This is a genomic window from Vibrio sp. MOR3 (assembly GCF_001557775.1).
In the GTDB taxonomy this organism is placed as follows: Bacteria; Pseudomonadota; Gammaproteobacteria; order Enterobacterales; family Vibrionaceae; genus Vibrio; species Vibrio jasicida.
In genome coordinates, this window is record NZ_LNRD01000001.1 from 1 (window position 1) to 14,359 (window position 14,359).

14 protein-coding genes, 1 tRNA gene and 1 rRNA gene are annotated in these 14,359 nt (G+C 44.8%); 13 read left to right on the plus strand and 3 right to left on the minus strand.

The genetic code is table 11. The features are described from left to right. Nucleotides 1-175: 175 nt before the first annotated feature. A 5S ribosomal RNA gene (gene rrf / locus ATB76_RS00010) occupies nt 176-292 on the plus strand. Nucleotides 293-381: 89 nt separating this feature from the next. Continuing rightward, nucleotides 382-472 (plus strand) — tRNA-Ser (locus ATB76_RS00015). A 348-nt stretch (nt 473-820) separates the two neighbouring features. Here the strand turns inward: ATB76_RS00015 and ATB76_RS00020 are convergent. Next, the gene (locus ATB76_RS00020) at nt 821-1,177 is read right to left on the minus strand and encodes a YibL family ribosome-associated protein (protein WP_038868502.1); all 357 of its coding nucleotides are present in this window, start codon (nt 1,175-1,177) and stop codon (nt 821-823) included. A gap of 85 nt (nt 1,178-1,262) precedes the next feature. Next, a complete protein-coding gene (locus ATB76_RS00025) occupies nt 1,263-2,258 on the minus strand; it encodes a 2-hydroxyacid dehydrogenase (RefSeq protein WP_038868503.1) in 996 nt (331 codons plus the stop codon). A 176-nt stretch (nt 2,259-2,434) separates the two neighbouring features. Here ATB76_RS00025 and ATB76_RS00030 point away from each other — a divergent pair, with 176 nt between their 5' ends. Further along, a complete protein-coding gene (locus tag ATB76_RS00030) occupies nt 2,435-2,917 on the plus strand; it encodes a L,D-transpeptidase family protein (protein WP_045405821.1) in 483 nt (160 codons plus the stop codon). Between the two features lie 29 nt (nt 2,918-2,946). On the opposite strand, the gene ATB76_RS00035 is transcribed toward ATB76_RS00030, so the two are convergent. Beyond that, entirely contained in the window at nt 2,947-3,654 is a 708-nt protein-coding gene (locus ATB76_RS00035; protein WP_061034349.1) for a glycerophosphodiester phosphodiesterase family protein, read from the minus strand. Between the two features lie 287 nt (nt 3,655-3,941). On the opposite strand from ATB76_RS00035, the gene ATB76_RS00040 reads away from it, so the two are divergent. The 10 genes from ATB76_RS00040 (at nt 3,942) to ATB76_RS00085 (ending at nt 14,263) form a co-directional block, all read left to right on the plus strand. Then, nucleotides 3,942-4,607, plus strand: a complete 666-nt coding sequence (locus ATB76_RS00040) for a response regulator transcription factor (RefSeq protein ID WP_038868505.1) — start codon at nt 3,942-3,944, stop codon at nt 4,605-4,607. Beyond that, nucleotides 4,607-5,980, plus strand: a complete 1,374-nt coding sequence (locus ATB76_RS00045; protein ID WP_038868506.1) for a sensor histidine kinase — start codon at nt 4,607-4,609, stop codon at nt 5,978-5,980. Before ATB76_RS00040 ends, ATB76_RS00045 begins: the two co-directional genes overlap by 1 nt. 206 nt (nt 5,981-6,186) lie before the next feature. Beyond that, entirely contained in the window at nt 6,187-8,277 is a 2,091-nt protein-coding gene (locus ATB76_RS00050; RefSeq protein WP_061034740.1) for a TonB-dependent siderophore receptor, read from the plus strand. 75 nt (nt 8,278-8,352) lie between these two features. Continuing rightward, the gene (locus ATB76_RS00055) at nt 8,353-9,120 is read left to right on the plus strand and encodes a DUF3450 domain-containing protein (RefSeq protein WP_061034350.1); all 768 of its coding nucleotides are present in this window, start codon (nt 8,353-8,355) and stop codon (nt 9,118-9,120) included. Further along, nucleotides 9,121-10,488, plus strand: coding sequence for a MotA/TolQ/ExbB proton channel family protein (locus ATB76_RS00060; protein WP_061034351.1), 1,368 nt, complete (start codon nt 9,121-9,123; stop codon nt 10,486-10,488). It begins immediately after the preceding gene. Continuing rightward, complete coding sequence (locus tag ATB76_RS00065) at nt 10,488-11,042, plus strand: MotA/TolQ/ExbB proton channel family protein (protein WP_009705136.1); 555 nt, start codon at nt 10,488-10,490, stop codon at nt 11,040-11,042. The genes ATB76_RS00060 and ATB76_RS00065 overlap by 1 nt, the downstream gene beginning before the upstream one ends. Further along, a complete protein-coding gene (locus ATB76_RS00070) occupies nt 11,039-11,443 on the plus strand; it encodes a biopolymer transporter ExbD (RefSeq protein WP_005438299.1) in 405 nt (134 codons plus the stop codon). The genes ATB76_RS00065 and ATB76_RS00070 overlap by 4 nt, the downstream gene beginning before the upstream one ends. Next, nucleotides 11,443-12,063, plus strand: coding sequence for an energy transducer TonB (locus ATB76_RS00075; protein WP_039976087.1), 621 nt, complete (start codon nt 11,443-11,445; stop codon nt 12,061-12,063). Before ATB76_RS00070 ends, ATB76_RS00075 begins: the two co-directional genes overlap by 1 nt. Next, a complete protein-coding gene (locus ATB76_RS00080) occupies nt 12,060-13,232 on the plus strand; it encodes a hypothetical protein (protein ID WP_061034352.1) in 1,173 nt (390 codons plus the stop codon). The genes ATB76_RS00075 and ATB76_RS00080 overlap by 4 nt, the downstream gene beginning before the upstream one ends. Before the next feature lie 173 nt (nt 13,233-13,405). Further along, the gene (locus ATB76_RS00085) at nt 13,406-14,263 is read left to right on the plus strand and encodes a CPBP family intramembrane glutamic endopeptidase (protein ID WP_038882201.1); all 858 of its coding nucleotides are present in this window, start codon (nt 13,406-13,408) and stop codon (nt 14,261-14,263) included. Nucleotides 14,264-14,359: the final 96 nt, after the last annotated feature.

A 14,359-nucleotide genomic window follows, 5' to 3' on the forward strand; every position in this document is an offset into this window, starting at 1 on the left:
TGAGGCGTTGAGCTAACCTGTACTAATTGCCCGTGAGGCTTAACCATACAACACCCAAGGGGTTTTGATGGACTCAATGCAAGAACGATTGAATGTGTAGTAGAACTTAAAATCAGTTTTCCAGATTTTTTGCCTTCAGTTTTTAGAAAAAGCTGAACGTAAAAGCAAGAATTTGCTTGGCGACCATAGCGATTTGGACCCACCTGACTTCCATTCCGAACTCAGAAGTGAAACGAATTAGCGTCGATGGTAGTGTGGGGTTTCCCCATGTGAGAGTAGAACATCGCCAGGCTTGCTTACTGTTTTTAGATTTTAAAAATCTAAAGGCAAAACTGAGATTTAGCATTATTTAAGTAAGACTAAATTTTAGTAACAATTTGTGGAGAGATGGCTGAGTGGTTGAAAGCACCGGTCTTGAAAACCGGCGTACGTTAATAGCGTACCTAGGGTTCAAATCCCTATCTCTCCGCCACTATTGAGAAGCCTCGCTAGAAATAGCGAGGCTTTTTTCATTTCTGACGTTTGAGAATTAGACGGGATTTGTATTAAGTTCCAGTTAGTCACAACCCTAGGCGAGGCATTCCCGAGCTAGGCCACTACATAGAAAGCCCGCTGAAAAATCAGCGGGCTTTCGTCGTTTTTAGCATTCGAAAGTGGTCTAAGGTTCTATCTTTTATTAGTTTGAAAACTTAGCAGGTCGCGCTGTCACCCAGTTTCTACAATGGCGATAATCCTAAGCTTAACTTGTTGAATTTGAGATACAAAAAAGCCCAAGCGTTCTGCTTGGGCTTTTTATATTTAACGGCTTAGATAGAGTTAATTAAAACTCTTTTGGTGCGAAGCCTGTCATTGCATCTAGGCGAAGTTCTTTACCAACTTTAGTCAGTGGATGAACGATAACTAGACCTTTCACACGCTTCTTAAGTTTGCCGATATCCGCTTGTTCTGCTTTTGTAATTTCACGAGAGAATGGCATATCAAGCAGGCTCTTACGCTCTTTGTTTAGCTCGTATGTTTGCTTGTGCTTAAGTTGATTCAGCTTCTTCGTTAAGTCATCAACTTCATTCGTGAATTTAGTAATCATTTCGTGATCACCACGAGAACGCGCCGCATCAAGTTTACGTTGGCAAGTATCTAAACGGTTGTGCAGCTTTTGAATGTCAGTTTTAATGCTCATGGTAATTAGACTCAAATTTTTTATGGTCGAGGAGTATAGCATAGCTGAAATTCAACGCTCTACTATACTGCTCGATATCCCCACTTTACTTGATCAATTCATTGCCTGAAGCCTGCTCTGAAAAGAACGCTTCGACGTTATTTAGCGTAACAGAGGCGATGTTGTTTAGAGCCTCATGGGTCAAGAAGGCCTGATGCCCAGTAAATAGCACATTGTGGCAAGCTGATAAGCGGCGGAATACGTCATCTACGATGACATCGTTCGATTTATCTTGGAAGAACAGGTCTTTTTCGTTGTCATAAACATCTAAGCCGAGCGCGCCAATTTTGCCTTGTTTAAGCGCTTCAATGGCAGCTACAGAATCAAGTAACTCACCACGACTGGTATTGATGATCATGACACCGTCTTTCATTTGAACGAAGGCTTTTTCATTCAATAGGTGGTAGTTTTCTTCACTCATTGGACAGTGCAGAGAAATGACGTCAGCGTTAGCATAGATCTCTTCAAGAGAGCAGTAACGCGCGCCCATCTCCAACGCAAGAGGGTTTTCATATGGGTCGTAACATAAGACTTCCATCCCCAGCCCTTTAAAGATGCGCATGGTGGCGATACCTATCTTACCTGTCCCTACGACACCAACAGTCTTGCTATAAAAGTTAAAGCCGACTAGACCTTCTAGGTTGAAGTTTGCGTCACGGGTACGCTGGTAAGCTTTATGCAAGCGTCGATTCAGACACATCATCATACCGACAGTGTGTTCCGCCACGGCTTCTGGTGAATAAGCAGGAACGCGGACAACTTGTAGGCCAAGTTCTTTCGCCGCTTCCAAGTCAACCTTGTCGAAACCTGCACAACGCATCGCGATCAGTTTCGTGCCGCCAATGGAAAGTTGTTTTAGAACTGGAGCAGACAGGTCATCGTTTACGAAGGCGCAAACAACCTCGCAACCCTGTGCCATTTTTGCAGTTTTAGACGTTAATCTAAAATCATGATAGTGAAATTCGAAGTCCCGGTTGTTTTTGATTTTGTTGAAAGAGGCTTCGTCATAGGATTTTGCACTGAAAAAAGCAATGTTGAGCATAATACCCTCTCTATTTGTGCTGAATTTGTAAAGTAATCTTCTTATAAAGTAAGCCAATTTTAGTGTAATGAGTAGTTAAATTTGCACACATTAAGTTTGCTTTAGTGTGACCATCTGACTAGCATGGTTGCTCTTTTTCGTGTTCCCCTTAAGTGGATGAGTTAGGCGTTCTGGCGATGTCAGTAAAATGGTTGTCTTTGATCTTGTGTTGTACGTTTATGTCCGGTGCTCACGCAGCGGTCGATTTGGTAAAAGTTGATAAGTCGAAGCGTAGGATGTACCTGATGGAGAATGGCGAGGTCGTTAAAGAGTATCGCATTGCATTGGGTGCTAATCCAAAAGGGCACAAGCAAGAAGAGGGGGACAATAGAACTCCAGAAGGTGATTACACGTTAGATTACGTGATCAACGATTCTGCTTTCTATCGCTCTGTGCATATTAGTTACCCTGACGCGATTGACCGTTTGGAAGCGCATCGAAGAGGTGTGTCACCTGGCGGCGAGATCAAAATTCATGGTCTTAAAAATGGCGAGACGCAATCACCTCAATTTATTCAAAGTTTCGATTGGACTAACGGTTGCATTGCCATTACTAACGAAGAAATGGACGAATTTATCAAGCTAGTCAAAATGGGAACCCCAATTACTATTGAATGGTAATGGAGCTCCCAATATCGACATCTCAGCTATTATATAAAACGACTTGGATGGTCACTAAAGATGCCATCCAAGATTGGCAGATGTTTTAGTTTGTTGGGATTGTTCACTGTGTAACACATCACCTTATAGCCTGCTTGTTGTAGCTTATTGATTTGGCGTGAGCGAACCCAGTTAATATTGAGGTTACAGCTGTAGGCATCTACTTCTTCGAGCAATAATCGGTCTTTTCGACTAAGGAATTCACTTAGCACACCTAGTCTATAACCCTCACAATGCTTGTGCAGTGCTCTAATGACGTCATGGCTAAAACTTGATAAAAGGATGCGTTCTTTAGGTAAAGGGCCGTCTAGAAGAGTTTGAGCCACCATTTGAGCAACGTCATTGGCAGAGTGATGATCTACTTTAACCTCGATGTTAAGGTTTAGGTCATTTTCTGCAGCAAGCTCTAGGAGCTCAGATAGTGTCATGATGGATTCATTGGCGAATTCATCGCTGAACCAACGACCAAAATCTAACGCTTTGAGCTCAGATAATGTCATTTGGTCAACTCGACCTTTACCGTTGCTACAACGGTTCACGGTATGATCATGGCAAACTACCAGTACATTATCTTTGGTCGGTTGTACGTCGACTTCAACCCAATTTAACCCTAAATCAATCGCAGCTTGAACGCTGACTTTTGTATTTTCGGGGAACTTACCTGCCACACCTCGGTGGCCAATCAATAGCGTTGTCATATACGTCTATTCTCAATAAGAAACTGCACAGAATTGTACTCTTTTTTATGGAAAATAGAGTGCGAGTTTTGCTTCTTGTGGTATCCAATAATTATCGATGCATATTAAAGAAAGGTATTTCATCTATAAACAGCGGCGATGAGAGCATAACTAATTGGTTTGTTTAGCCCTTTTTGATAAGGGCTTTTTTTGTATTTTTTATGCTCAAAAACCCTAAAAACTATAGTTGTTTAATCTGCAAATGAGTAATAGAATGCGAACCATTTTTATTTAACTGGTAGTGGATGATGTCACGAATTTTGGTCGTAGATGACGATGTTCCGTTGTGTGAACTATTGGAAGCCGTGTTACAAGAAGAAGGGTATACGGTCTCGTCAGTTCACTGTGGTGAAAGCGCGTTACAGTACATGGAAAAAACGCCTGTTGACCTCGTCTTACTCGATGTGATGTTACCTAACCTCAGTGGTATGCAGGTGGCTCGCCGTATTTGCCAACGATTCGCTACCCCTATACTGATGTTGACAGCATTAAACGATGAGAACTCGATGCTTGATGGCTACCAAGCTGGCGCTGACCAATACATCGGTAAGCCATTCAACGTCCCCGAACTGCTTATGCGTATTAAGGCGATTCTTCGTCGTGTTGGCTTAGAGCGTCAACGACAGGCTATGTGTTGTACTGTACAGAGCATGAGTGACCATCTCAACAGCCTTCCTTTGACTGGTACAGAGGCTGAACTATTGTGCTACCTAGTAAAAAACCAAGGCGTGGTAATCTCTAAGGCGGAACTGCAGACCAAAGTTCTAAAGAAAGAGTTGAGTCCTTTTGACCGTAACCTCGATATGCATATCAGTAATATTCGTCGCAAGTTAGTTGAAGCGGGCTTATCCAAACAGCACATCAAAACATTTCGTGGTAAGGGCTATAGCTACTTAGAGGCTGTGACTGGCTAATGCGATTTGTGTGTCCATCCTACTTTGTGAAACGAAGAGACAGCCTCGCATTTCAGCTTTTTAGTTACATGACGGCTATCGTCATTAGCATCTTGGCTGTTCAAGCGGTTGCCGAACAAGCCCTAGTCAAAGCCATGCTAAAGGTACCTGCTAGTGTAAAGACTGAAATGTTGGACTTAGCGCATCAAGCTAACGTGTTGATCGAAGAAGGTGACATGGACGAGCTGGCCGATTGGGCAAATGCACAGCACTTTTACTTGTTTGTACTCGACGAAAATCAGCGCCCTCTTACACACCGTTTGATGCATCCTCACTTTGAATTCAAGTTGAAATTTAAGCGACGTTTGGACGAACAACTGGAAGGCCGAGTAAGTCGTCCGATATTCAATATTCCTCTTGTCGGAAACAACAGCCTAGTGATTCAGTTGCCTCATCGTTTGCACCCGGCTCATGATTTCATCCTTTATTTCTCTGTATTAAAGGTTGTGATTGCGGCGGTCATCTTGGCGCTGTTCTCTTTGTTAATGGCACGGAATTTACAACAACCATTGGACCGCTTAAGAGAAGCCAGTAAAAAGCTATCGAATGGTGACTTTAACGTCAGTGTGGTGGATGAGCTTAAGTCGAACACCCGCGAATTCAACGAATTAGCGCAAGATTTCGACCACATGACAAAAGAGATTCATTCTCTTGCTGAAAAGCAGCGTCGCTTGATTCGTGATGTTTCCCATGAGTTACGTACACCATTAGCGCGCCAAAATTTAGTGTTACACCTATTGCGCAAGCGAGTAGGGGAAAATGAACAAACCCTAGTGACGCGTATGGAAGAAGAGGCCAATGAGCTGAATCATCTTATTGGTGAAATCTTGGAATTCAGCCGTTTAGAGAATGCTCGCTACGATACGGAATTAAAACGCAGCGATTTAGAAGTACTATTGGCGCCTCAAGTAGAACGTTGCAAAATCGATTTGCAAATACAGCAAAACCTTACGTTTGTTTCTGAGGCGACAAGAACAAAAGCGCAATGTGACGATACGCTCGTCGTGCGTTGTTTGAACAATTTGATTGGCAATGCCATTAAGTATGCTGGTAAGTCAGCCCAGATTGATGTCTCTCTGGCGAACAAAACAACGGACAAGCACAGCTACTTAGCCGTGACGATAGCCGACAATGGACCCGGCATTCCACAAGATAAACTGACAGATATCTTTGACCCGTTCACACGATTAGATGCTTCCCGAGACAAAAAGTTAGGTGGTTACGGTCTGGGGTTGGCCATTGTAAAAGAATCCATGCGAATGATGGGTGGGAAAGCCGTTGCAAGCAATCGTTCAGAAGGCGGGCTTGTAGTGACATTACTTTTTAGACAGTAAAATTCATGTCAAAAGTGCAGATTTAATGTGATCTAGATCTCAATTGTTGGCGAGTATGACCCTTTACCGCTTTACAAAATTTTACGAATGCAAAGAATGTAAATTTAATGCAAATAGTAATAGTTATCACTTATATTCACTCGCGAAATAACTAAGAGGGAACCACATAGCAGTTATGTGCTACCCAATAATCGGAGTGAATGGGTATGTTTTCTAAGAGCCAATTGGCATTAGTGATCGGTGCGGTGCTAGCAGCACCGGCAGTGGCAGAAGTTCAAAATACGGATGAGCACCTAGTCGTAGAAGGTCGCGAATTCGGTTACAAAGCGGATACGAATACAACAGCAATGCGCATGGAAATGACGCAACTGGAAACTCCAGGACAAGTTGCTGTGATTGATGAAGCGGTAATCGATGAGCAGCGTGCAAGCACGTTAGGTGAAGTTCTACAAAATGACGCGAGTGTTAGTGCGGGCGGTACAAGCCGTAACCGTGAGCGTTTCTCGCTACGTGGTTTTGAACTGAGCAGTTCAGACGGCTTCCTACGTGATGGTCGTCAGCATTGGTCACACTACCGTCAACCAATTGAGCTTTTAGAGCGTGTTGAAGTTCTTAAAGGTCCATCAGGTCTACTTTACGGTAAGTCAGAACCCGGTGGTCTTGTGAACATGGTTTCTAAGAAGCCAACAACAGAAACGCAAGCAAGCTTAAGCCAAGATATCGGCTCAAATGATCATTCACGAACTGTACTAGATGTCAGTGGTGCGCTGAATGATGCTGAAACATTACGTGCGCGTGCGATTCTTGCAAAAGAAAGCTACGGCTCATGGCGTAAATACGGTGATGGTACAGAGCCACAAACTGACCGCGTAGTAGGTGGTTTGGTCGTGGAATATGACATCACAGAAAACGTCATGGTTTCAGCACACTATGACCGTACGAAAGATGACGGCGGCGTTGATTCCGGTGCTTACATCGTTGATGGCAAAGCCGTTCGTGGTGACAAGTACATCTGGGATGCACAGTGGTCAGAGATTGACAACGATGTTGAAAACTATGGTATCGACATCAATGCTCAAATGACAGACAACGTGAATGTTAAAGCGGGTTACAACCGTCAAGACTTTAAACGTTTCGATGTAGAGTCTTACCCTAAATTCGATATGTACGAAGAAAACGGTACGATCAAGCACAAGGGTAACGAGCGTTCTGATCACTGGGTATTTGATACTGCTTATGTAGATGTGACGACTGACTTTTCTCTGTTTGGTACAGATAACACTTTCTTAGTCGGTGCAAACTACTTGGATTACAGCTACGACCGTTTTATGGCTTTCCATGATGGCGAGTATGTACCAGCTGGTGAGACGGTTGTGAAGCCAGAGCCAACAAGCTCAAAGAGATGGCCAACAAGCGAATATGATACTTGGGGTATCTACGCACAAAACATGATGACAATTAACGATTACTGGCAGGTACTTGCAGGTGTTCGTTACGATGAAAAACGCAGCGATGAGCTGACAGAAAGTCAGGTGTCACCAAAACTAGGTGTGATTTTCCACCCTGCAAGCAATGGTTCTATTTACGTTCAGTACTCTGAAAGCTTTATGCCTCAAGGTACGGTAAATGGCACAGATTACACCAACGATGGTGAAGAGCTTGATGCAGAACGCGGGATCTCTTATGAGATGGGTACTAAATGGGAGCTGTTTGACGAGCGTCTATTGGTCTCTGGTGCTGTGTTCGATATCACGCTAGAAAACATCGCGCTTGATGTTGAAAATGGCGTTAACGCTGGCGGTGACGTTATGTACAAGAAGACTCAAGATGGTGAGCAAGTACACCGCGGTGCAGAAATCCTAGCTCAAGGTTCTGTTACAGAAGAACTTTCGCTAACGGCTTCTGCAATGTACTTAGACGCAGAAATCACAGAAAGTGCGGATTACAAAGGCAACCGTCCAGCGGACGTTCCTGAGTTTTCAGCAAGTGTTTGGTCGAGCTACAAAGTTCAGAACAACACAGATGTGAACCTAGGTCTGATTTATGAAGGTGAGCGCTACGGTGACGCAGCGAACACATTTAAGAAAGATGGGTATGCACGTATTGATATGGGCGTTGCGTACACTCACAAGTATGATGAGAACTTAGATATTGTGGCTCGATTCAATGTAGAAAACTTGTTTGATACTGACTACCTAGCAGGTGGGGGTAGCACCAACAGTAAACAAGAAGGAGCTAGCGGTGTAGTGATAGGCGAGGGCCGAAACTACATGGCGACAATTCAGTTCAAGTACTGATAACAAACTGATTTTTAAAGGGGAAGAGTTGTCTTCCCCTTTAGTCGTTTTTGGAAAACAGAAAATATAACTCGTATGAATCTAATGAAATCAAGTATCGCTCTGTTGATCACATCGGTTTTGATTCCCGTTCAAGCGGAAAATCTTAACGATGCTCAAGCTGTGCAGAGTAAAACTAACCAAGCGTCTGCGGTAAGCCAGAAGCGTATCAATGCAAGTGCTGAGAAGTCTTTGTCACTAGAAGCTGAAATTGAACAGTTGAATGAAGAAGTCAGCAACTTGACGATTTATCGCGACCACCTTTCAAACCTTGTTGATAGCCAAAACGAGGAAGTGGCAAGTTTGAATGAGCAAATTGAGCAAATCGCTCAAACTCGTCAAGGTGTGGTCCCGCTTATGTATCACATGCTGGATGGTCTAAAGACTATCGTTGCGAATGATAAGCCGATCCGCAAAGCGCAGCGTGAGGAGCGTATTGCGAAGCTTGATGCCATGATGACTCGAGCAGATGTCGCGGATGCTGAGAAGTTCCGTCGTATTCTAGAAGCGTACCAAATCGAAATGGACTACGGCACTAAGATTGGTATCTACCAAGGCAAGATTACATTGGAAGGTAACGACCAAGTTGAGGCTGATATTCTTTACTTAGGTCGAGTGTCGCTAGTTGCACGTAGCCTATCTGGTGAACAGTTCTGGAGTTGGTCACAACAACAGAACGCATGGCAGTCCGTTGGTTCAGAACAAAAATCTGAACTCGATAAAGCGTTTGCTATGGCAAATAAACAGATCGCACCAAGCATGCTAACTCTGCCAGTGTCTCTAAACGTAGCGGAGGGCAAATAAATGATGAAGAAATGGCTATCGGTTGCATTGATTTCTACTGCTGCGCTTTTACCGCATACGACGTTTGCAAGTGACACTCTGCTGCAAAAAGCACAACAAGAAAATCGCCAACAGCAATCCCATAACGTGGCTCGTGAATCTGGTTTTAACAAGACTCAGCAAGAGCTACAGGCAATGAAGAATAAGCTTGTAGCAGAACGTGCGGCGCTACAAGCAGAAGCTGACACGCTTGGTGTTACTTTTAGTGAAAACGAAGCTGAACTGGCGCAACTAGAAGAAAAACTACGTTTAGAAACAGGTAGCTTGGGTGAGTTGTTTGGTGTTGTTCGTCAAAATGCAAAAGAGCTGGAAGCAGAACTTAAGCACTCAGTCACTGGTGTAGATGCGAACACTTTCCAACAAAACATCGATGATATCGTTGCCGCGAAATCCCTGCCTACTTTGCCTCAGCTTCAAGCGATGTGGCGCAGTATGGAAGAACAAGTTAAAGCAAGTGGTGAGATGGCGAAGGTGTCATTCACTCTGCTTGATGGTGAAGGTCGTGAACAAACGGTCAACGGCGTTCGCCTTGGCTCAATGGCACTACTGGATGATGCTGGTTACGTGAAGTGGGATGGCCAACGCGGCGATGCAGTGAGCTACCTCCGCCAACCAGAAAATGGACCAACAGCAAGCTCGTTGAACTCGGGTGAAATCGATTCTTTAGTGATTGACCCATCACGCGGCATTTTGCTTGAGCAATTGGCAAATTCACCGACAATGGCGGATCGCCTGAATGCAGGTGGTGTCGTTGGTCAGATCATTCTTGGCTTGTTAGCGGTTGGTTTGATCATCGCGTTGGTTCGTGGTGTGTCATTGATGGTTGCTCGTCAAAAAATCGCCAAACAGTTAAAGAACCCAACTCAGCCAGAAGACAACCCGCTTGGTCGTATCCTTGCTGTGTACCAAAAAGACAAACATCGTAGCGTTGAAGCATTAGAACTTCGCTTATTAGAAGCGGTAGTTGACGAGCAGACTCACCTTGAGAAGGGGTTGTCGATGCTGAAACTGCTTGCTGCTCTAGCACCGATGCTTGGTCTATTAGGTACGGTAACAGGCATGATCGAAACGTTCCAAGTGATCACTCAGTTTGGTAATGGCGATCCAAAAGTCATGGCAGGTGGTATCTCTATGGCGCTAGTTACAACTGTTCTTGGTCTTGTTGCGGCAATGCCATTGCTTCTTGCTCATAACGTCTTGAGCTCTCAAGCAGAGAACATTCGCAATATTCTTGAAAAGCAAGGCATTGGTCTTGTTGCGGAACAAGCTGAGCGCGATATGCCAAAAGGCAAAAACAACCCTAACACGACAGCGGAGAACGCAGCGTAATGGAGCAGATCCTACTCAACACATTGGGTTTGATCAGTGAGGATTGGGCCTCAACCTTGATGAGCTTTATGCAGCAAGGTGGCCAAATCCTATGGTGGCTAGCGGCCGTTGTTGCGGTGTGCTGGCTACTGGTTATGGAGCGTGTACTTTACCTGACAACGGAGTTTCCGAAGGTGAAGAAACAGCTTTGTGAGCAGTGGCTAGCAAGACCTGACCACCACTCTTGGTACGCGCATCAAATCCGCGAAGGATGGATTGCAAAAGCACACATTGAACTGCGCCAAAACCTATCAACCATCAAAGTACTCGTGGCGATTTGCCCGATGTTAGGTTTGCTAGGTACGGTGACTGGCATGATCACGGTTTTTGATGTGATGGCCACACAAGGCAGTAGCAATCCAAAATTGATGGCTTCAGGCATTTCACTTGCAACACTGCCAACCATGGCAGGTATGGTTGCGGCACTTGCAGGCATGTTTGTCCATGCACGTTTGAGCAAAGTGTGTGAGCGTAAAGCCCTCCAGTTAGAACAATCTTTAAGGAGTCAGAAGTGAGACTCGGACGTAGAAATAATCAACAAGATGAAGCGCAAATCGATCTAACATCGATGCTGGATATCGTGTTCATCATGCTGATCTTCTTCATTGTGACCAGTTCATTTGTACGTGAGTCAGGTGTAGAAGTTAACCGACCACAAGCATCGAACGTGGTTAGCCAAAAAGACGCAGGCATTTTTATTGCGGTAACAGCGGCGAACGATGTGTACATCGATAAACGTTTGGTGGATATCGAACGTGTAGAAGCGACCATTGAGCACTTGTTACTTGAGCAACCAGAGGCATCACTTGTCATTCAAGCGGATGAACATGCATACAACGGAACGGTTGTGAAGGTGATGGATGCAGCGAAAGGTGCTGGTGTGAAGAACATCGCGTTGGCAGCGGAGAAACCTTAATGGGCAGGCTACTACTCGCGCTACCAGCGTCAATTCTGATTGCGGTGAGCTTGTTTAGCTTTATGGCGTGGATGGTCGATAAAGGCAATCAACGCGCACCTGAACCATCAGAGGCGGTGCGCTTTGATATGGTGATGGTCGAAAATGATGCTGATGTTCAACGTCGTCAACGTTCTGTTCCTGAACAGCCAGAACCACCAAAAGCACCAGAGCCGATGGATTTGTCTCAAGCGGAAACCCAAGTAGAGCCGATGAGCCAAGTGACGCCAATCAGCGCATTGGGTTTGAACACTGCGCTGGATGGCATTGCGATCAGTGCTCCTAATTTAAAAGGCACGATGGGTAACCAGCAAGCATTACCTCTGTACCGCGTTGATCCTCGTTATCCGAGCAAAGCACTGAAACGTAAAATGGAAGGTTACGTCATCATGCGATTCACGATAGATGCCACGGGTCGTCCAAAAGATATTGAAGTGATTGATGCCAAGCCAAAGCGTATGTTTGAAAAAGAAGCGATTCGAGCGCTTAAGAAATGGAAATATCAACCGAAAGTTGAAGATGGTGTCTCAATTGAGCAGTTCGGACAAACCGCTAAAGTGGAGTTCAAGTTAGCCAAATGATGAAGCAATTCTTAATCGGTGCGGTATTAAGCCTAAGCGCTTTTACCACCGTCGCGAATGAACTGAGTCAATACACGGCGACTCGTGTTCAACGCGCTCATAACCTAGCGCAAGAAGAAAAGCTGCAAGAAGCCATTTCAACTCTTGAAGGCCTCGATTTATCTCGTGGTTACGATCAAGCGTTTGTGGCGCGAATGCTGGGTATTTTCTACTGGCAGAATGAGCAAGTTAAGTCTGCAATTAAACAGCTAGAGATTGCGGTAAACAGTGGTCTTCTGGAAGATGAGCAAGCTTGGCAAACGCGCAAAATGTTGGCTGATATGTTGCTCAATGAACAACAGTTCTCTAAAGCTTTGCCACATTATTACGATTTGAGTAAGTCCGTTCCTGAGAGCCAAAAGGCGCATGAAATTTGGCTGCGTATTGCACAGTCTCATTACCAGTTAAGTCAGTGGAATAAAGTTCTCTCTGCAATGGCTCGTTATGAGAAATATGGCCAGCCAGACGAAATGGCACCACTGTCCATCAAGCTATCTGCAGAGCTAGAGCTGAAAAAGTGGCAGCCTGCGATTGGCACGATCAAACGTTTGATTGCGATTGAACCTGAGCGTGTGGAATGGTGGCGTCAGCTTGTTGCTCTGTATCTACGTGTGGATGATGATAAGCGTGCTCTTGATGCTTTGGCTCTTGCGAAGCTGAAAGGCGTAGAGTTGAACCAAGATGACCTCAAACTTCTTGCTCAGCTGTATGGCAAGCGCGGTATTCCAGAGCGTGCGGCAAAAGTGCTGGGTGAGTTAAATGAAGTTAACTCAGATAGCAAACTTAAAGCGCAGCAAGCTACGTACTGGCAAATGGCGAAAGAATGGGATAAGTCGATAGCGAGTTGGCGCGTAGCCGCGAAGCTAGATCGCCAATACTATTGGAACTTGTCTCAATTGCTTGTCCAAGAAGGGCACTACAAAGATGCTCTGATTGCATTGGATAAAGTCTCGGGTCGCAAAGCGGATGTGGCATTGGTTAAGACTCGTGCCTACTACAAGCTGAAACGCATTGAAGACGCTCTTGCCAACGCAAAACGCGCCAATGAGATTGAGCCCTCAACTCAAGCTGAGAGTTGGGTGAAATACCTATCTCAGTTGCGTAAAGTGAAAGCGAGCCAGAACAGCTAAGTCCATGTGATAATAGAACATGCATCAACGATCGAAAGACCCGGGTTATATCTCGGGTCTTTTTGTTTGTAAATATTGAGTCTGGTTCGATCTCTTTTTAAATATCATGACGTTATATTACCGTTATCCAGCGATAAGACTGGAACGTCAGCTTTTTTTATAAGGATAATACAATGATTCTCGATTCTGACATCTGGCTATGGTGCCCGTTAATTTTGGCGATAGCAGCGGCTTTTCTCCGCCATACTGGAGTCGCACTCGTATTGCTTGGCATCACCTTGTTTGGCGGCTTTATTCTTGGCCGTATTGAGCTTATTGCCTTGGTCAGCTCTTTGTTTGTGCTTGTCGTGTCATACCGAATTCCCAGTCTCGCTTCAAGGCTAAAAGCGCAGCCAAAAACGAAACCCATTTTCTATTTGGGGTGGGGAATCGTGATTGTTTGGTGTGTCTTGTTGTTTGTCCATCTGATCCCGGGATTCAATAATCTGCAAGTGCTCGACAAGGTATCTGCGGGGCCGTTGAGCGCTCCGTTCTCTATGTACCTTAACTTAGACAAGCCGCTTGCCTTCTTTGCGCTCTTATTGGCTTGTCCTATTTTGTTAGGTGGTGAGTCAAAGGTAAGAGTCAAACCGGCATTGCTGGTGATGATTCCTTTGCTCTTATTGTTGCCTATTGCGTCAGCACTTGGAGCCTTAAAACCTGAATTGAGTTTGCCATCTTGGTGGTGGTTATTTGTTTTGAACAACTTAGTCCTGACTTGTGTGACAGAAGAAGCGCTATTTCGTGGATTTATACAGCAGGCGTTATCCCGTCGCTTTGACTGGCGAGTTGGCTTGGTAGTTGCGAGTCTTTTGTTTGGTTTGGCTCATTTTGCTGGTGGCCCACTATTAATGGTATTTGCCGCGCTTGCAGGGGCTGGGTACGGTTTGGTTTTCCATTTTTCTGGCCGTTTATGGTGCGCTGTGCTCGCTCACTTCGTGTTTAATTTCTGTCACTTGGTTTTCTTTACTTATCCCATTCTCGCTCGATAACGCCCCCTCTTATTTGCTCCCGTCAGTATCGACGGGAGCAATGCTTTTTGACCAAACGTAAACAATGTAAATTAAATGCCAATACGAATGATTATC